General features: G+C 72.6%; 15 protein-coding genes. 9 read left to right on the top strand and 6 right to left on the bottom strand.

Going from position 1 to position 18,538, the window contains the following annotated elements:
- Positions 1 to 112: 112 nt before the first annotated feature.
- On the bottom strand, positions 113 to 2,554 hold the full coding sequence (locus tag A5481_RS20860; protein WP_425339734.1) for a glycogen/starch/alpha-glucan phosphorylase: 2,442 nt from the start codon (positions 2,552 to 2,554) through the stop codon (positions 113 to 115).
- A 766-nt stretch (positions 2,555 to 3,320) separates the two neighbouring features.
- Here A5481_RS20860 and A5481_RS20855 point away from each other — a divergent pair.
- The 5 genes from A5481_RS20855 (at position 3,321) to A5481_RS20835 (ending at position 11,094) form a co-directional block, all read left to right on the top strand.
- Positions 3,321 to 4,925 carry an alpha-amylase family glycosyl hydrolase gene (locus A5481_RS20855; protein WP_048434031.1) on the top strand — a complete coding sequence of 535 codons (1,605 nt, stop codon included), beginning with the start codon at positions 3,321 to 3,323 and terminating at the stop codon, positions 4,923 to 4,925.
- Between the two features lie 356 nt (positions 4,926 to 5,281).
- On the top strand, positions 5,282 to 6,697 hold the full coding sequence (gene glgA, locus A5481_RS20850) for a glycogen synthase GlgA (RefSeq protein ID WP_245238828.1): 1,416 nt from the start codon (positions 5,282 to 5,284) through the stop codon (positions 6,695 to 6,697).
- Between the two features lie 238 nt (positions 6,698 to 6,935).
- A complete protein-coding gene (locus tag A5481_RS20845) occupies positions 6,936 to 7,274 on the top strand; it encodes an ArsR/SmtB family transcription factor (protein WP_048434024.1) in 339 nt (112 codons plus the stop codon).
- Positions 7,271 to 7,444: a metallothionein gene (locus A5481_RS20840; protein ID WP_048434023.1), complete on the top strand. Its 174-nt coding sequence runs from the start codon at positions 7,271 to 7,273 to the stop codon at positions 7,442 to 7,444. Before A5481_RS20845 ends, A5481_RS20840 begins: the two co-directional genes overlap by 4 nt.
- Positions 7,445 to 7,551: 107 nt before the next feature.
- Positions 7,552 to 11,094: a NahK/ErcS family hybrid sensor histidine kinase/response regulator gene (locus A5481_RS20835; RefSeq protein ID WP_048434022.1), complete on the top strand. Its 3,543-nt coding sequence runs from the start codon at positions 7,552 to 7,554 to the stop codon at positions 11,092 to 11,094.
- A gap of 4 nt (positions 11,095 to 11,098) precedes the next feature.
- Here the strand turns inward: A5481_RS20835 and A5481_RS20830 are convergent, their stop codons facing one another.
- Positions 11,099 to 11,725: a S24 family peptidase gene (locus A5481_RS20830; RefSeq protein WP_048434021.1), complete on the bottom strand. Its 627-nt coding sequence runs from the start codon at positions 11,723 to 11,725 to the stop codon at positions 11,099 to 11,101.
- 147 nt (positions 11,726 to 11,872) lie between these two features.
- Between A5481_RS20830 and A5481_RS20825 the strand changes: the two genes are divergently transcribed.
- Entirely contained in the window at positions 11,873 to 12,220 is a 348-nt protein-coding gene (locus tag A5481_RS20825) for a DUF952 domain-containing protein (protein WP_048434020.1), read from the top strand.
- Between the two features lie 2 nt (positions 12,221 to 12,222).
- Positions 12,223 to 13,296 (top strand): quinone-dependent dihydroorotate dehydrogenase, encoded by a 1,074-nt coding sequence (locus tag A5481_RS20820; RefSeq protein WP_048434029.1) that lies wholly within the window; start codon positions 12,223 to 12,225, stop codon positions 13,294 to 13,296.
- A gap of 7 nt (positions 13,297 to 13,303) precedes the next feature.
- Here the strand turns inward: A5481_RS20820 and A5481_RS20815 are convergent, their stop codons facing one another.
- The 4 genes from A5481_RS20815 to A5481_RS20800 are packed head-to-tail and all read right to left on the bottom strand — an operon-like array spanning position 13,304 to position 16,337.
- Positions 13,304 to 14,122: a class I SAM-dependent methyltransferase gene (locus tag A5481_RS20815; protein ID WP_053082369.1), complete on the bottom strand. Its 819-nt coding sequence runs from the start codon at positions 14,120 to 14,122 to the stop codon at positions 13,304 to 13,306.
- Positions 14,123 to 14,165: 43 nt separating this feature from the next.
- Positions 14,166 to 14,576, bottom strand: a complete 411-nt coding sequence (locus tag A5481_RS20810) for a GFA family protein (protein ID WP_048434019.1) — start codon at positions 14,574 to 14,576, stop codon at positions 14,166 to 14,168.
- Positions 14,573 to 15,943, bottom strand: coding sequence for an MATE family efflux transporter (locus A5481_RS20805; RefSeq protein ID WP_048434018.1), 1,371 nt, complete (start codon positions 15,941 to 15,943; stop codon positions 14,573 to 14,575). Before A5481_RS20805 ends, A5481_RS20810 begins: the two co-directional genes overlap by 4 nt.
- A 13-nt stretch (positions 15,944 to 15,956) precedes the next feature.
- Positions 15,957 to 16,337, bottom strand: a complete 381-nt coding sequence (locus tag A5481_RS20800; RefSeq protein WP_048434017.1) for a DUF6460 domain-containing protein — start codon at positions 16,335 to 16,337, stop codon at positions 15,957 to 15,959.
- Positions 16,338 to 16,600: 263 nt separating this feature from the next.
- Here A5481_RS20800 and A5481_RS20795 point away from each other — a divergent pair, with 263 nt between their 5' ends.
- Together A5481_RS20795 and A5481_RS20790 are read left to right on the top strand one after the other, a co-directional pair.
- A complete protein-coding gene (locus tag A5481_RS20795) occupies positions 16,601 to 17,551 on the top strand; it encodes an alpha/beta hydrolase (protein WP_048434016.1) in 951 nt (316 codons plus the stop codon).
- Positions 17,548 to 18,447, top strand: coding sequence for a DMT family transporter (locus A5481_RS20790; protein ID WP_048434015.1), 900 nt, complete (start codon positions 17,548 to 17,550; stop codon positions 18,445 to 18,447). Before A5481_RS20795 ends, A5481_RS20790 begins: the two co-directional genes overlap by 4 nt.
- Positions 18,448 to 18,538: the final 91 nt, after the last annotated feature.

The following is an 18,538-nucleotide window of genomic DNA, read 5'->3' as shown; positions in this document are numbered from 1 at the left end:
TTTCAGACACGACGCTCTAGCCGGCAATCTCGAATCACCATAGCTTCCAAATAAAAGAAGCCCCGCGGCTCGCGCCGCGGGGCTTCTTTATTGCTCATAGGGTCGGACGGCCTCAGCCCACCCGCACCCGCCAGATCTCCTCGGCGTATTCCCGCATCGTCCGGTCCGACGAGAACCACGCCGTGCGTGCCGTGTTGAGGATCGCCGAGCGCCACCAGGTCTTCGGCCGGCGCCAGGCCGCGTCGACCTCGCGCTGGGCGCGCCAGTAATCGTCGAAATCGGCGGTGAGCAGGAAGCGGTCGCCGTGGGTCAGTTCGTCGACGAGCGGGCGGAAGCGGCCCGGCTCCTCGGGGGAGAACCCGCCCGCGGCGATCATGTCGAGGGCCCCGCGCAGCCGGGGCGAGGCCGCGATGGCCCGTCCCGCGTAGCCCGGCTGGGACTGGACGCGCTGGACGCCGGCCGCATCGAGGCCGAAGATGAAGATGTTGTCGGGACCGACATGGTCCTTGATCTCGATATTGGCGCCGTCGAGCGTGCCGATCGTGAGCGCGCCGTTGAGCGCCAGCTTCATGTTGCCGGTGCCCGAGGCCTCGAGGCCTGCGGTCGAGATCTGCTCCGACAGGTCGGCGGCCGGGATGATCGATTCGGCGAGGCTCACCGAGTAGTTCGGCACGAAGGCCACGGTCAGGCGGCCGGCCACGTCCGGATCGGCATTGACGCGCTTGGCCACGTCGCTGGCGAGCCGGATGATGAGCTTGGCCTGGTGGTAGCTCGGCGCCGCCTTGCCGGCGAAGAGCTTGACCCGGGGCGTCCAGTCGCGGTGCGGCTCGGCCTTGATCGCCTGGTAGAGCGCGACCGTCTCCAGGATGTTGAGGAGCTGGCGCTTGTACTCGTGGATGCGCTTGATCTGGACGTCGAACAGCGCCTCGGGATCGAGGGCGATGCCGGTCCGCTCCTCGACGACGCGGGCGAGCGCCTCCTTGCGCTCGCGGCGAACCGCCGCGTAGCGCGCCTGGAAGGCGGCATCGTCGGCGAAGGCGGCCAGTCCCTCGAGGTGGCGCGGATCGTCGAGCACCTTCGCGCCGACCGCCTCGACGGCGAGCGCGGTGAGGCCCGGATTGGCGTTGTGGAGCCAGCGCCGGAAGGTGATGCCGTTGGTCTTGTTGACGATCTTGTCGGTGTCGAGGGCGTGGAGCGGGGCGAACACCGTCTGGCGCATCAGCTCGGTGTGCAGCGCCGAGACGCCGTTGACGCGGCGCGCGCCGAGGAACGCCAGATGGCCCATGCGGACCCGCTTGCCGTGGCTCTCGTCGATCAGCGAGACCTCGGCGAGCCCCTCGGGCGAGGCGCCGTGCTTCGACACCTCCTCCAGGTGCATCCAGTTGATCAGGTAGATGATCTGCATGTGGCGCGGCAGCAGCCGCTCCATCAGCTCGACCGGCCAGGTCTCCAGCGCCTCCGGCATCAGGGTGTGGTTGGTGTAGCCCAGCGTCTGCGTGGTGACGTGCCAGGCATCCTCCCAGGACAGGCCGTGCACGTCGACGAGGAGCCGCATCAGCTCCGGCACGGCGATGGCCGGGTGGGTGTCGTTGAGCTGGATCGTCGCGTGGTCGGGCAGCGAGCGCAGGTCGCCGCGCTCGGCGACGTGGCGGCGCACCAGGTCCTGCAGCGAGGCCGAGGTGAAGAAGTATTCCTGGCGCAGACGCAGTTCCTGGCCGGCCGGCGTGCCGTCGCTCGGGTAGAGCACCCGCGAGATCGCCTCGGCCCGGGCGCGCTCGGCGACCGCCCCGACATGGTCGCCGGCATTGAAGCGGGCGAGGTCGATCGCCTCGGGCGCGCGGGCGGCCCAGAGGCGGAGCGCATTGACGTGCTTGGCGCCGCGGCCGATCACCGGGGTGTCGTAGGGCACGGCGCGCACGGTCTCGGCCGGGCGCCAGACGCGCCGCAGCGTGCCGTCCGGCTGGACGCTCATCGCGACGTCGCCGCCGAAGCCGACCTCGCAGGCGGCCTCCGCCCGCTCGAACTCCCAGGGGTTGCCCTCGGACAGCCAGGTCTCCGGCACCTCGCGCTGGACCCCGTCCTCGATCACCTGCCGGAACAGGCCGTGATCGTAGCGGATGCCGTAGCCGAAAGCCGGGATCGCGAGGCTCGCCATGCTCTCCATGAAGCAGGCGGCGAGGCGGCCGAGGCCGCCGTTGCCGAGCGCCGCGTCGGGCTCGGCGCCCGCCACCGCGTCGAGGTCGACGTCGAGGCCGGCGAGGGCCGCCCGGACGGTCTCGGCGACGCCGAGGTTGCCCATCGCGTCGGAGAGCAGGCGGCCGATCAGGAACTCGAGCGAGAGATAATGCACGCGCTTCGCCGGCACGATCCCGGCCGAGATCGCGCTGGCGGCGACGGCGCGGTCGCGCAGCGCCAGCGCCGTCGCCACGAACCAGTCGCGGTCGCGGGCGGTGGCGGGCGTCTTGCCGAGGCCGTAGGCGAGCTTGGCCAGGATCGCGGTGCGCATCACCGCGACCTCGTCGCCGGCGGGCGCGGCGGCCGCGGCCTGAGGCATCCAGGAGCGCGGCGCCGCAGCATCCTGCTGGGCTTCGTCACGCTGGCGACCGGACAGAAGAACTTCGTTCAGCACTTTGGAACCCCCTTCGCTGCCGCAGGTCTCGCGTTGCTGCAGCGCGATCTCGCGTCGCGTGCTATGCAGCAAACCTTGGGCCACGGCAGCATCGTGTGGCTGTGGAACGGCAATGTCGAGACGCCGTGACAAGCTCGAGCACGCCATTGACCGCGTGTTGCTGTCCCGACACGTCTCACGGAAACGAGACTTGATTTTGGCGAAGCGGCCTGAAGCGAGTGTGAACGCGCTTCCCGCCGTCCGCATGCCGGACCTTAGGATTAGCCGATGCCCCTGGGGAAGGCCTGCCCGTCGGGGCAGGGTTGCACCTTCGGTCTAACTCCACGGTCGTCGCGAACCGCTCTTCCGGCGGATCGGTAGCGGAGCGCAGCCGCACCCCGCCCGCCGCAAGGGCGCGGTCGCGCCCCCCTCCCCGTCGGCGGTGTCATGATGGTGTCGCGGCCGCCGGTGATGCAGGCGTGCCACGCTCCGGGCCTCGCGCGCAGGCGCACGGGAACCGGACACGACGGGACGGCTTCCCAGCAGGGCGCCGTCCGGCCTCCGTTATACGGCCCCTCGCCCCTCCGCTCAACCCCAGCGTCAAATTCAATTGCGCCCAATGCGGCGCTCGCCAGGAGCCCAGCATGGCCAGGAGCCCCGCATGACCGAGGACGCGAAGCCCGCAGGCGCGCAAGCGGCGCCGGCCCGGCTGCTGGCCGGCGAGCTATGGTGGAAGGCGGGCGTCGTCTACCAGGTCTATCCGCGCTCGTTCCAGGACACGAACGGCGACGGCGTCGGCGACCTCCGGGGCGTGACCGCCCGGCTCGACTACCTCGCCTGGCTCGGGACCGACGCGGTGTGGCTGTCGCCGGTGTGCCGCTCGCCGATGGCGGATTACGGCTACGACGTCTCCGATTACTGCGACATCGACCCGCTCTTCGGCACGCTCGCCGATTTCGACGCCCTGGTGGCCGAGGCGCATCGCCGGCGCCTGCGGATCATCATGGACTTCGTGCCGAACCACACCTCGCAGGAGCATCCGTGGTTCCGCGAGGCGCGGGCGTCGCGCGACAGCGCCAAGCGCGACTGGTACATCTGGCGCGATCCGGCTCCGGACGGCGGTCCGCCGAACAACTGGATCAGCAATTTCGGCGGCCCGGCCTGGACGCTCGATCCGGCGACCGGGCAGTACTACTACCACGCCTTCCTGCGCGAGCAGCCCGACCTGAACTGGCGCAACCCGGAGGTCCGCGCCGCGATGATGGACGTGCTGCGGTTCTGGCTCGACCGCGGCGTCGACGGCTTCCGGGTCGACGTGATCTGGCACCTGATGAAGGACGATGGCCTTCGCGACAACCCGGTCAACCCGGATTACGTGCCGGGCGAGCCGGAGATCAACCGCCTGCTTCAGCTCCACTCCGCCGACCAGCCCGAGGTGATGGGCGTCATCGCCGAGATGCGGGCGGTGCTGGAGGAGTACGACGCCCGGGTGCTGATCGGCGAGATCTACCTGCCGCTGCAGCGGCTGGTGGCCTATTACGGCGCCGACCTGTCGGGCGCGCACCTGCCGTTCAACTTCCAGCTGATCCAGACGCCCTGGAATGCCCAAGCCGTGGCGGACCTGGTGGCCGAGTACGAGGCGGCCCTGCCGGCCGGGGGCTGGCCGAACTGGGTGCTCGGCAACCACGACCAGCCGCGCATCGCCGCGCGGGTCGGCGACGCGCAAGCCCGGGTGGCCGCCGTGCTGCTCCTCACGCTCCGGGGCACGCCGACGCTGTATTACGGCGACGAGATCGGCCTCGGCCGGGTGCCGATCCCCCCTGAGCGGGTGCGCGACCCCTGGGAGCACAACGAGCCCGGTCGCGGCCGCGACCCGGAGCGCACGCCGATGCAGTGGCAGCCCGGCCCCCAGGCCGGCTTCTCCACGGTCGAGCCGTGGCTGCCCCTCGATCCCGCCGCCCAGACCCGCAACGTCGAGTGCTTGCGCGACGATCCGGCCTCGATCCTGACCCTGCACCGCCGGCTGATCGCGCTCCGGCGCGAACACCCGGCGCTCAGCGTCGGCGCCTACCGGGCGGTGTCGGTCGCGGGGCCCGTCCTCGTCTACGAGCGCCTGCACGCCGACGAGGTCCTGCGGATCGCCCTCAATTTCGGGCACGATGCTTGCACCACCGAGGTGCCGACGGGGTCGGGCTGGGAGGTACTGCTCTCGAGCGCCGGCGGCCGGCGCGGCGAGGGCCCGCGGGACGGGCATTTCGCACTTGCGGGAGACGAGGCGCTCGTCCTCGCCCGGCGCGCTCCGGCGGCGGAAGGCTGACGCGGCCTTTACCCGCCTAAGCTCTGCGCCCGACGCGGCACAGCTTTGCGGATTGGCGGAAACGGGAATTTTTTCTTCTCCTCTACGTCGATTTTTCTTGCCGCCCCGGCGTGCCATGATATTGTGCAGTGCACTGGAACCGGGGCGGGAATGGCGCGTTGTCGTGGCGGTACGCCGCGAACAACGACCGCACGCAATCTGCCCGGCTCGCGGCGTGGGGGCTCTTCATGACATTTCCGGCGTCGGCACGGTCGGCTTCGCAGGCGCCGGCTCTGCCGTCCGGCGGCTCCCCGCGGGGAACCGTCGAGGGCTTGCGCGGCTCGCTCAAGCCGCGGATCCTCTACGCCACGCCGGAGATGGCCGATTTCGTGAAGACCGGCGGCCTCGGCGAGGTCGCGGCCTCCCTCCCCCGGGCCCTGCGCCAGCACTACGACGTGCGCATCCTGATCCCGGGCTACCGCCAGGTGGTCGAGCGCCACCCCGACATGGCGGTGGTGGCCCATCTCGCGGGCAGCGCCGAGATGCCGCCCTGCGACCTCGGCCTGATCGAGACCGGCGACGGCCTGCCGGTCTACGTCATCCTCAACGCCGCCCTCTACGAGCGCGACGGCTCGCCCTACGGCGACCAGGGCGTCGATTTCTGCGACAACGACCTGCGCTTCGGCCGCCTCAGCCTGGCGGCGGCCGAGATCGCCGGGGGCGTCGACCTCGAGTGGCGCGCCGACCTGCTGCACCTCAACGACTGGCAGACGGCGCTCGCCCCGGCCTACCTCGCCTGGCGCGGCCAGCGCACGCCGAGCGTCTTGACCATCCACAACCTCGCCTATCAGGGCCTGTTCCCGTGGGAGAATCTCGGCCGCCTCGGCGTCCCGGAGAGCGCCTTCCAGATCGACGGCGTGGAATTCTACGGCAAGCTGTCCTTCCTCAAGGCCGGCCTGTTCTACGCCTCCCATGTCACCACGGTGAGCGAGACCTACGCCCACGAGATCACCACGCCGGAATTCGGCTGCGGCCTCGACGGCCTGCTGCGCACCCGCGCCCACCAGGGCCGGCTCGCCGGCATCCTCAACGGCATCGACGAGAGCTGGGATCCGCGCACCGACCCTCACCTCGCCACCCGCTTCGAGCCCGACGACTGGAAGGGCAAGCGCGCCAACGCCGATGCGGTGCGCACCCGCTTCGGCCTCGGCGTCTCCCGCGGGCCGCTCTTCGCCATCGTGTCGCGCCTCGTGCACCAGAAGGGCGTGGACCTCACCCTCGCGGCGGCCGAATCGATCGTCGCCGAAGGCGGGCAGCTCGTCGTCACCGGCCAGGGCGAGCCGCGCTTCGAGGCCGCCTTCCTCGACCTCGCCCGGCGCCATCCCGGCGCGGTCGGCGTCCGCGTCGGCTTCGAGGAGACCGACGCCCACCGGATGTTCGCCGGCAGCGACTTCCTGCTGATGCCGTCGCGCTTCGAGCCCTGCGGCCTCGCCCAGATGTACGCCCAGCGCTTCGGCTCGCTGCCGATCGCCCACCGCACCGGGGGGCTGGCCGACACGGTCGAGGACGGCGTCACCGGCTTCCTGTTCGGCGAGGCCTCGCTCAAGGGCCTCAGCGGCGCGATCCGCCGCGCCTTCGACACCTTCGCGTCGAAGCGCCGCCTCGGCACGATGCGCCGCAACGCGATGTCGCGCGAGTTCGGCTGGGACAAGGCCGCCGACGGCTATTCCTCGCTCTACACCCGCGTGGTCGGCAACGGCCCGGAGATGATGCGGTCGCGCGCCGTCGCCTGACGCAGCCGCTCGCCGTTCCGACCGTCGCCCGACCCCGCGGTGCCCACGGCACCGCGGGGTCGATTGCGTTCGCGGCTTCAACGCCTACCGGCATGGGGGAAAAGCGTCGTCCACCAGCCGGCGGAACCTCCGGCCCGTCATCGGGAATGCCCGCGACCCGCCCCTCTTCCGCGCTTGACATCTCTCCCTGCGGCAGCAACACATGAGCACGTGTTCATGCGTTGATATGAGGTGAGGCGTGCGCCAGCTCTCACCGGAGCAGGTGGGCGACGTGGCGGAGGTCTTCCGGCTCTTGGGCGAGCCGAACCGCCTGCGCATCGTGCTCGGCTGCCTGGAGGGGGACCGCACCGTCGGCGAGATCGGCGAGGCGCTCGGCCTGTCGCAATCGCTGACCTCGCATCATCTGCGCCTGCTGCGGACGGCGCGCATCCTGCGGGCAATCCGCCACGGCAGGCACGTCGCCTACGCGATCGACGACGATCACGTCCGCGACGTGCTGCGCAACATGGTCGCCCACCTCACCGAGCCGCACGAGCACCGCCACGACCACACCGACCGAGAGGAACCCGAACCATGACCAGCCCCACCACCGAGACCGTGAAGTGCGCCTGCGAGGATTGCGTCTGCGTCGTCCCGGCCGCGAAGGCGGTGTCGCGCGACGGCAAGTCCTTCTGCTGCGAGGAATGCGCCGAGGGTCACCCCCACCATGCCGGCTGCGACCACGCCGGCTGCACCTGCCACGGCTGAGTGGAGGCTTGAGCCTTCACCGGGGTCGCATCGGCCCCGAAATGGTCTAGACAAGCGCCGACCAAGGATGCCCGGGCCCCCGCCCGGGCCGGGACGGACGACGTGCGATGATCGCGGGCTGGACGGTGGTGCTGACGGCCCTCGTCTATATCTGCGGCCTGTTCGCGGTCGCCCATTGGGGCGACGTCGCCGGGCGGGCGCTGATGCGCGACGCGCGGGTGCGGCCGACGATCTACGCCCTGTCGCTCGCGGTCTACTGCACCTCCTGGACCTTCTTCGGCTCGGTCGGCCTCGCGAGCCATGCCGGCCTCGACTTCCTGACGATCTATGTCGGCCCGGTCCTGGTGGTGGGCCTCGGCTACCGGCTGGTCGCCCGGGTGGTGCGGATCGCCAAGGCGCAGAACTCGACCTCGATCGCCGACTTCATCGCCGCCCGCTACGGCAAGAGCGAGCGCATCGCCGCCCTCGTCTGCCTGATCTCGGTGGTCGGCGCGGTGCCCTACATCGCCCTGCAATTGCGGGCGGTGGCCGCCTCGCTCCAGGTCTTCCTGCGCGCCACCGACGGCATCGGCGCGCCGGCCGGCATGCTGGGCGATCTCGGGTTGTTCGTCGCGCTGGTCCTGGCGGGCTTCGCGGTCGCCTTCGGCACCCGCCACGCCGACGCCACCGAGCACCAGGACGGGCTGACCCTCGCGGTGGCGCTCGAATCCCTCGTCAAGCTCCTCGCCTTCCTGACGGTCGGCGGCTTCGTGGTCGGCTGGATGCTGCGCGACCTGCCGGCGGCCGCGAGCGCCGTGCACGGGGTCGGGGCGCTGGCCGGGCAGACCTCCGGCCCCGCGACGCTGGTCGTGCAGACCCTGCTCTCGGCGGCGGCCGTGCTGCTGCTGCCGCGCCAGTTCCACATGGCGGTGGTGGAGAACCGCGCGGTCGCCGATGTCGGCCGGGCGGCCTGGACCTTCCCGCTCTATCTCGTACTCATCAACCTGTTCGTGGTGCCGCTGGCCCTCGCCGGCCTGGCGCTGTTTCCGGACGGGACGGTGCAGCGCGACATGACCGTGCTGGCGCTGCCCCTGCACGAGCGCGCCGACGGCATCGCCCTCGTCGCCTTCATCGGCGGCCTCTCGGCCGCCACCGCGATGGTGATCGTCGAATCGGTCGCGGTGGCGATCATGATCTCGAACCACCTCGTCATCCCGGTCACGCTGCGCCGGCGCAACTTGGTGGCCGGCGCCGCGCCGTCGCCGGAGCCCGGCGCGCCGGATCTCGGCGGCTACGTGCTGGCGGTGCGGCGCGTCGCGATCGTCGCGGTGGTGCTGGTGGCCTACGCCTATTCGCGGGTCGCCGGCGAGGTCGCGCTCGCCTCGATCGGGCTCCTCTCCTTCGCGGCGGTGGCGCAGATCGGCCCGGCCTTCGTCGGCGCGCTCTACTGGGGCCGCGGCACCGGCACCGGCGCCGCGGCCGGGCTCACCGTCGGCTTCGCGGTCTGGCTCTACACCCTGCTGCTGCCGAGCCTGATCACCGGCGACGGCTGGGGCGCCGCGCTCATCGCCGACGGGCCGTTCGGCATCGAGGCGCTGAGCCCGACGGCCCTGATGGGCATCGACGACTTTCCCCGCCTCGTCCACGGCACGCTGTGGAGCCTCGGCCTCAACACCCTGGCCTATGTCGGCTTCTCGCTCCTGCGGCCGCCGACCGCGATCGAGCGCCTGCAGGCCGAGGCCTTCGGGCAGGTCTCGGGCTTCGACGAGGCGGGCCCCGCCGCGCCGAGCTTCCGGCTGTTCCGCAGCGCCGTCACCGTGGGGGAGTTGCGCGCGACCGTGGCGCGCTTCCTCGGCGAGGAGCGGGCGGTGCGGGCCTTCGAGGAATTCGCGCAGGGCCAGGGGCGCGGCCCCTTCCGGGGCGATGCGGTGGCGGGCCTGCCGGAGCTGCGCCACGCCGAGCACCTGCTCGCCTCGGCGATCGGGGCGGCCTCGGCCCGGCTCGCCCTGTCGCTGCTCCTGCGCCGGCGCAACGTCTCGCCGAAGGCCGCGCTCAAGCTCCTCGACGACGCCTCGGCGGCGTTCCAGTACAGCCGCGACGTCCTCCAGCACGGCCTGGACCACGCCAAGCAGGGCATCACGGTCTTCGACCGCGACATGAAGCTGATCGTCTGGAACCGCGCCTTCGCCGACCTCTACGACCTGCCGCCGGACATGATCCAGACCGGCATCGGGCTCGAGGCGATCGTGCGCTTCAACGCCGGCCGCGGCGCCTACGGGGCGCGGGACGCCGACACCCTGGTGCGCGAGCGCATCGCCGCCTTCCGGCTCGAATCCGGCCCCCAGCGCCTGCGGCTGCACCCGAGCGGCCGGGTGATCGAGATCCGCGCCAACCTGCTGCCGAACGGCGGCGTCGTCGCGACCTATACCGACGTGACCGACTCGGTCGCCGCCGAGGAGGCCCGCACCCGCCTCAACGAGGAGCTCGAGACCCGGGTGCGCGAGCGCACCGAGGAGCTGACCCGCCTCAACGCGGCCCTGACCCGGGCCAAGGCCGAGGCCGACGCGGCCAATGCCTCGAAGACCCGCTTCCTCGCCGCCGCCAGCCACGACATCCTGCAGCCGCTCAACGCGGCGCGGCTCTACGCCAGCGCCCTCGTCGAGCGCGACCGCGGCACCGACCCGACGCTGGCCGAGAACGTCGACGCCTCGCTCGACGCCGTCGAGGAGATCCTGACGGCACTGCTCGAGATCTCGCGGCTCGATACCGGGGCGCTCAAGCCCCAGCTGTCGATCGTGCGGGTGTCGGACCTCTTTCGCCAGGTCCAGCGCGAATTCGGCCCGACGGCGCAGGAGAAGGGCTTGCGCCTCACCGTCCTGCCCTCGTCGCTGGCCCTGCGCTCCGACCGGCAATTGCTGCGCCGGCTGCTGCACAACCTCGTCTCGAACGCCATCAAGTACACGCCGGAGGGACGGGTCCTCGTCGGCGCGCGCCGGCGGGGCGACCGGGTGGTGCTGACGGTGGGCGATACCGGCCTCGGCATCCCGGCGGCGCAGCAGACGCTGGTCTTCCGCGAGTTCCAGCGCCTCGACCAGGGCGCGCGGGTCGCCCGCGGCCTCGGCCTCGGCCTGTCGATCGTCGAGCGGACGGCGCGCCTCCTCGACCATCCGGTGACCCTCGCCTCCCAGCCCGGCCGCGGCTCGGTCTTCTCGGTCTCGGTGCCGGGCGCGCCCTTGCGGCCGGCGCTCGAGGCGCAGGGCGAGGCGCCGCGCCCCGCCGTCGTGCCGCTCGCCGGGCTCACCGTGCTGGCGGTCGACAACGAGCCGGCGATCGTCGACGGGATGCGGGTGCTCGTCGGCAGCTGGGGCTGCGCGCTCCACACCGCCGGCTCGCTCAGCGAGGCCCTGGCCCTCGTCCTCGGCGGCCAGGTCCGTCCCGACGTCATCGTCGCCGACTACCACCTCGACCGCAGCACCGGCCTCGACCTGATCGCGGGCTTGCGGGCGGCGCTCGCCGCCGACATCCCGGCGGTCCTCCTGACCGCCGACCGCTCGCCGGACGTGCGCGACGCGGCGGCCGCGCAGAGGGTCCAGGTGCTGGGCAAGCCGCTCAAGCCGGCCGCGCTCCGCGCCCTGCTGACCCAGTGGCGCGGCCGGCAGGCGGCGGAATAGGACGCTACTGGCGCACCCACATCACCCGGGCCATCCAGGCGATGTCGGCGGACGGGATCACCCGGTCGGGCTCGCCCGGCACCGGACCGCACAGCTCGGCCGCCCGGGCGGTGCGCCGCTTCAGCTCCGCCGCCAGGATGCCGCCGTCGCCGAGGCAGGTCACGACGCGGTCGCCCTTGCGCATCACGGCGGTGGGCGAGACCACCAGCACGTCGCCGTCCCGGTAGAACGGCGTCAGGTCCCCGTCCTGCACCGCGATGGCAAAGCAGCTCTCCGGCCCGAGCCCCGGCAGCTCCATCTCCTGGAGCGCGCTGCCGTTGCCCGGCAGCCCGTTGGCGCCGATCTGGCCGGTCGCGTTCCGGCTGGCGATCAGCGGCACCACGATGCGGGAATCCGTTCCCCGCGGCTCGATCAGGCGCAGGAAGTCGTCGAGCGTGGCGCCGGTGGCGGCCAGGATCTTGGCGACCGATTCGGTCGACGGCCAGCGCTTGCGCCCGTCGGGACTGACCCGCTTCGAGCGATTGAAGCTCGTCGCGTCGAGACCGGCGCGCTTCGCCAGGCCGGACGCCGTCAGGTTGTGGCGCTGGGCCAGCAGATCGATCGCCGACCAGATTCGCTCGTGGGACAGCATGGGGGCCTGGCCTGACGCGGGGCGGTGTTCACCGCCGAACTAACAAATGTAAACTACCGAACCCTCACCGAAAGGCAACGGCGTTGCCGACCTGTCCCGCCGCCGTTATCGCTCGCGGCCGAACCGCCGAGGAGGCCCGCGCCGCCCATGCCCCTGATCTACAAGATTTGCCCCCGCGCCCTGTGGCGGGACGCCGAGGCCGCCGGCCGCTTCGACGGCGCGCCGGTCGATCTGGCGGACGGCTTCATCCACTTCTCGACCGCCGCCCAGGTCCCCGAGACTGCCGCCAAGCACTTCTCGGGACAGGACGATCTTCTCCTGATCGCGGTCGACGAGGCGGCCCTGGGCGAAACGCTGCGCTACGAGCCGTCCCGCGGCGGCGCCCTGTTTCCCCATCTCTACGGCCCGCTGCCGCTCTCGGCGGTGACGAGCGTGACGCCGCTGCCGACCGGACCGGACGGCCGCCACATCTTCCCCGGCTCCATCAAGGGTTGACCGTGATCCCGGCCCTCTTCCCCCTCGTCCGCCCCCTGCTCCACGCGCTCGACGCCGAGACCGCCCACGGCCTGACCGTCGGGGCCCTCGCCCGGCTCCCTCTGCGGCAGCCGCCGGCCGACGATCCCCGTCTCTGCGTAACCGTTATCTCGCGGCAATTTCCCAACCCGATCGGCCTGGCCGCGGGATTCGACAAGGGCGCGCAGGCCCCCGACGCGCTGCTCGGGCTCGGCTTCGGCTTCGTCGAGGTCGGCGGCGTGGTGCCCCGGCCGCAGCCCGGCAACCCGCGCCCGCGGGTGTTCCGGCTGCCGGAGGACGGCGCGGTCATCAACCGGTTCGGCCTCAACAGCGAGGGGCTCGACGTGGTGCGGGCGCGGCTCGCCGCCCGGCGGGACCGTCCGGGGATCGTCGGGGTCAATATCGGGGCCAACAAGGACGCGACCGACCGGCTGGCCGATTACGTCGCCTGCACCCGGGGACTGGCCGGCCTCGTCGACTTCATCACCGTCAACGTCTCGTCGCCCAACACGCCGGGCCTGCGCGACCTCCAGGGTGAAGCCTTCCTCGACGACCTGCTCGCCCGGGTGGTCGCGGCCCGGGACGAAGCGGGAGCCGGCACGGCGGTGCTGCTCAAGATCGCCCCGGATATCGGCCTCGACGGCCTCGACGCGATGACCGCGACGGCGCGGCGCCGGGGCATCGACGCCCTCGTCGTCTCCAACACCACCGTGGCGCGGCCGGCGAGCCTCAGGGGCGCGTCCAGGGCCGAGACCGGCGGCCTGTCGGGCCGGCCGCTCTTCTCGCCCGCGACCCGGCTCCTCGCCGAGACCTTCCTGCGCGTCGGGGCCGGGCTGCCGCTGATCGGCGTCGGCGGGGTCGATTCGGCGGAGGCCGCCTGGACCAAGATCCGGGCCGGCGCCAGCCTGGTCCAGCTCTACTCGGCCCTGGTCTATGCCGGCCCGGGCCTCGTCGGCGAGATCAAGGCGGGGCTGGTGCGCCGGATGGAGGCGGAGGGGCTCCGCAGCCTCGCCCAGTTCGTCGGCCGGGACGCCGCGGAGCTGGCGCGGACGGCGTGACGCCTCCTCACAGCTCCGGATTGGTCGGCTCGGTGCGCCGGGCCACCACGGTGTAGCAGAGCCGCTTCTGCCCGAGCAGCGTCTGGCGGTGATACGTCACCGCCGATTCGCCGAAGCCCAGGATGGCGAGCAGCTCCTGCATCGTCGTCGGCGCGATGGTCCACCAGGCGTCGAAGCGGATGCGCTGGTTGCTGCGGGGCAGGAGGAAGACCGGCAGGCCGAGGCTGCGCGGCAGGAAGCGCAGGAGATGGAGCGATTTCGGCAGCATCTCGGTGACCACCACGGTCTCGCGGGTGAGCCGCAGGACGCCGTGGAGCGCGCGGAACGGGTCGCGCAGGCGCGTCAGCGCGTTGCCGAGGACCGCGACGTCGACCGGGCCGACCGCCTCCGGCACCCCGTAGAGCGAGCCGCCGGCCCGCCGCGCCCGCGAGTCCAGGGCCGCGTGGGCGTACCACCAGGCGTTCTCGAACCGGTGCAGGTGGTTGCGGATCTCCGGGGCGATCACGGCGCGCTCGAAATCGGGATAGGGCACCATCTCCCAGACCGCCTCGCCGGCGAAGTCGTAGGCCACCACCTCGGCGCCGCGCGCCTCCATGGCGAAGCCGAGGAAGCCGCTGGTGGCGCCGAAATCCAGCACGCGCTTGCCCGCCACCGCGACGCCGCCGAGATAGGCGTCGAGCCCCGCCCGCAGGTCCCAGGCCCCCTCGACCGTGCCGTGCCCGGGCAGGTCGATCGTGTGGTTGAAGGCGCAGGTCGACAGGTCGTCGACCGCGCGGGGCGCCAGGTACGGATCGTCGGGGGGCGTGCTCGGGTCCGCCGTCGTCATGCGGGAATCGTCTCGGGAAGCGGCGGGAATGGTGCGGGCGGGCTCAGGCGTCGCCCCGGGCCCGCGGATGGGCCGGCATCCCGTCCGGCAGCGCGACCCAGGACAGGCGGCGGGAGACCCAGACATGGTCGCGCGGGGGGAAACGCTCCGGGTCGTCGAGGCTCGCCAGGGTCAGGTCGATCTCGTCGGGCGTGTCGTCGGACCGGAAGGCGAGCGGCGTGCCGCAGGCCGGGCAGAAGGCGCGCTCGGCCCGCGGGCTCGAGCGGGACCAGGCCGGGGCGCCGGAGAAGCGGCATCCCTGCCGCGGCACCGTGAGCCAGCCGACCATCGGCGCGCCGGTGGCGGCCCGGCAGTCGCGGCAGTGGCAGATCGTGGCGTTCCGGGCCTCGCCCTCCGCCGCGTAGCGCACGGCACCGCAGCGGCACCCGCCGGAGAGGCCTTGATCTGCGCTCATCGCGTCGCGCCCGTCAGGACGGGCTCCCGCACCGGCGGGAAGGCGCCGGCCGCGAGCCGCGGATAGAGCAGGGCCTGGCCGAGGCCGCGCGCGGCGAGGAAGGCGAGCATCGACAGCCACAGGCCGGCATTGCCGAGGTCGCGGGTCAGCGCCAGCATCGCGGCGTCGACGGCGAGCGCCGCCAGCATCAGGTTGCGCATCGCCCGGGTCCAGGTCGCCCCGACATAGACGCCGTCGAACGCGAAGGCGGCCGCCGCCGCGAGCGGCGTCAGGGCGGCGTAGGCGAGGTAGTCGCGCGCGAAGGCCCGCACCTCCGGCGCGGTGGTGACCGCGTCGACGAACGGGCCGCCGACCGCGAGGAACAGGGCCGAGACCGCCAGCGCGAAGCCGAGGCACCAGCCGAGCGACAGCCGCACCGCGCCCCGGAAGGCGCCCTCGTCGCGGGCGCCGAGCGCCTGGCCGCACAGGACCTCCGCCGCGGTGGCGAAGCCGTCGAGGAAGAAGCTGCCGACGAGGAAGAGGTTCTGCAGCACCGCGTTGGCCGCCAGCGTGACGTCGCCGGCGCGGGCCCCGAGGCCGGAGAACAGCGCGAGCGCGGTGATGAGGGCGAGGGTGCGCACCATCACGTCGCCGTTGACCGCGAGCATCCGGGTCAGGCCGGCCCGCTCGACGATCTCCGCGGCCGGGACGCGCCAGGGCCGGGCGCCGAGACGCCGCAGCACGACGAGGCCCAGAGCCGTGCCGGCCATCTCGGCCAGCACCGTGGCGAGCGCCGCCCCGGCGACGCCGGTGCCGAGGCCGAGGACGAGCAGCAGGGTGAGGACGACGTTGACGACGTTGATCGCGACCTGCAGCCCGAGGCCGAGATCGGTGCGGCCGCGGCCGAGCGTCGAGCCGAGGATGGCGTAGTTCGCGAGCGTGAACGGCGCGCACCAGATCCGGACCGCGAAGTAGCCGGAGAGCGCCGCGTTCACCGCCGGGCTGGCGCCGAACAGCCGGAACGCCGCCGCGGCGAGCGGTCCCTGCAGCGCCACCATGGCGAGGCCGACCCCCAGCGCGACCGCCAGCGCCCGGGCGAGGGTACGATCGACCTCGCGGCGGTCGCCGGCCCCGGTGGCCTGCGCGGTGAGGCCGGCGGTGGCCATGCGCAGGGCGCCGAAGGTCCAGAACAGGGTGTCGAAGATCACCGCCCCCAGCGCCAGGGCGCCGAGGAGCGCCGCGTCGCCGAGCCGCCCGACCGCCGCCGTGCCGACGAGGCCGAGGAGCGGCGTCGTGACGTTGGCGAGCGTCATCGGCACGGCGAGCGCCAGCATCCGGCGATGCGTGATCTCAGGGCTCGCGCCGTGCGGGCCCGCGACGGAGGTCATCGGTCGCTCCCGGTCAGCGGCCGCGGGCGAAGACGCGCGACAGGAGCCAGAGCGGCACCACCACCACGGCGCCGGCGACGAACCAGCGGCCGGCATCGTGGAAGGTCTCGAAGCCGAGCGCCATCAGCGAGTGCAGCGTCTCGTAGGCCTGGGCGAACAGCAGGCCGGGCGTGACCCCGAGCATCGCCATGCCGGCCCCGACGAGGAGCGACAGGAACACCAGCCGCACGAACACCGCGCCCGGCGAGCCGCCGAGGAAGCGGTGCAGGCCGGAGGACCGGCCCTCCCGGAAGCCGCCGGGCCCCGGATCGTAACCGGCCGGGCCCTGGCCGTAGGATCCCGTCTCGCGGGGGCCCTGGCCGCCGAAGGGACGGTGGAATCTCTGCTCGCTCATGCTTCCTCGCGACCCTGCCTCTGCGGAATCGGCCCGACCGTTGCCAAATTGCCACGGTTTCGACGAAACCCGGCGCAGGCTGACGCATTGCACCGTTTGGCAATCCCGACCTGAGATGGCAACCTTCGCGGATTATCCCAAGATGCCCGACAGCCCGCGATGCCTGTCAGCCCATCGAGGGCCGCAGGGCGGCCCGACCGCAACCCCGAGACGCTCCGCCGCCCGCGCCGGCGGCGCAGCGCCGCGAGATTGATACCCCGAGCATGATCGACCACGCGCTCTTCGACCCGGCGAAAACCGATCCCGACGCCGAACGGCTGAACCGGGAGATCGCCGCCGCTCAAGGCCAGGCGCCGGACCCGTGGTCCATGCCGGTGGCCGAGGTGCGCGAGCGCCGGCGGCGGGGCAGCCTCGCCTACCCGGCGATGCCGCGCAGCAGCCGGGCCGAGACGATGACGATTCCCGGCCCCGGCGGGCCGCTCGCCCTGCGGGTGATCCGGCCGCAGCGGAAGGCCCGGGGCGCCTACCTGCACATCCATTCCGGCGGCTGGGTCTGGGGCGGGTCCGACGAGCAGGACCCCTGGCTCGAGCGCATCGCCGAGCGCTGCGGCTTCGTCTGCGTCTCGGTCGAGTACCGGCTGGCGCCGGAGCACCCCTACCCGGCCCCGATCGACGATTGCGAGGCCGCGGCGCTCTGGCTCTACCACGAGGGCCGCAAGCTGTTCGGGGTCGAGGCGCTGACCATCGGCGGCGAATCGGTCGGCGCGCACCTGAGCGTGATGACGCTGCTGCGCCTGCGCGACCGCCACCGGCTGCCGAAGGCCTTCAGGGGCGCCAACCTGTTCTCGGGCCTCTACGACCTCGGCGTCACCGCGAGCGCCCGCAACTGGGGCGATGAGCGCCTGGTCCTCAACTCCACCGACATACGCCGCTTCGCCGACGGCTTCGTGCCCGAGGGCGTCGCCCGGCGCTCGCCGGACGTGTCGCCGCTCTACGCCGACCTCGCCGGCCTGCCCCCGGCCCTGTTCTCGGTCGGCACCCGCGACCCGCTCCTCGACGACACCCTGTTCATGTCGATGCGCTGGGCCGCGGCCAACAACGGCGGCTACACCTCCGTCTATACCGGCGGCTGCCACGTCTTCATCCGCTACCCCCTGGCCATGACCCAGCGGGCCCTGGAGCTGATCGAGCGCTTCCTGATGGCGCTGGCGTGAGACGAGCGTCGGCCGCGACGGCCTACGCGCTGCTCGCCTTCGCGACCCTGCTCTGGGCCGGCAACGCGGTGGCGAGCAAGGTCGCGGTCGGCCTCGTCTCGCCGCAGGCGCTGGTGGCCCTGCGCTGGTCGATCGCGCTCACGGCGATCGCGGTGCTCGCCGGGCGCGAGACCTGGGCGCACCGGCGCACGCTCCTGGCGCACTGGCCGATGATCCTGCTGATGGGCGGGGTCGGCTATACCGGCTTCAACGCCCTGACCTACGAGGCGGGCGCGCTGACCAGCGCCGTCAACCTGTCCCTGATCGAGGGCACGATCCCGGTCCTGGTGCTCGTCCTCAACTTCCTGGTCCGCGGCGTCCCGGTGCGGCCCGGCCAGGTCCTCGGCTCCGCCGTCACGCTCGCCGGGGTGGTGCTGGTGGCGAGCCACGGCGACCTCGCGCGGCTCGCCGCCCTCGACCTCAACCGCGGCGACCTCCTGGTGGGGCTCGCCTGCCTGTTCTACGCCGGCTACACCGTCGCCCTCCCCTCGCGGCCGGCCGTCCCGGCCCTCGCCTTCTTCGCCGCCATGGCGGTCGCCGCCTGGGCGACCTCGATGCCGCTGCTCGTCGGCGAGTGGGCGAGCGGCCGGGTGCTCTGGCCGGGCCTCCCCGGCTGGGCCCTGATCGCCTTCACGGCGCTCGGGCCGTCGCTGGTCGCGCAGCTCGCCTACATGCGCGGGGTCGAGACGATCGGCCCGAACCGCGCCGGCCTGTTCAACAACCTGGTGCCGGTCTTCGGGGCGATCCTGGCGGTGGGGCTGGTGGGCGAGCCGTTCGGTGCCGTCGAGGCCCTGGCCCTCGCCCTGGTGGTCGGCGGGATCGCGGTGGCGGAGGTCTTCGGGCGCAAGGCGGCGTGAGACTGCATCCTGAGCCGATCGACGCACGACACTCGATGAACCGGCACGGCCGGTCTCCGGGACGAGACCGGGGATGCCGAGACTGTCGAGG

It is taken from the genome of Methylobacterium platani, from assembly GCF_001653715.1.
GTDB lineage: Bacteria > Pseudomonadota > Alphaproteobacteria > Rhizobiales > Beijerinckiaceae > Methylobacterium > Methylobacterium platani.
Note: the sequence above shows the minus strand (reverse complement) of the source record. Positions and strands in the feature narration are given on the sequence as shown.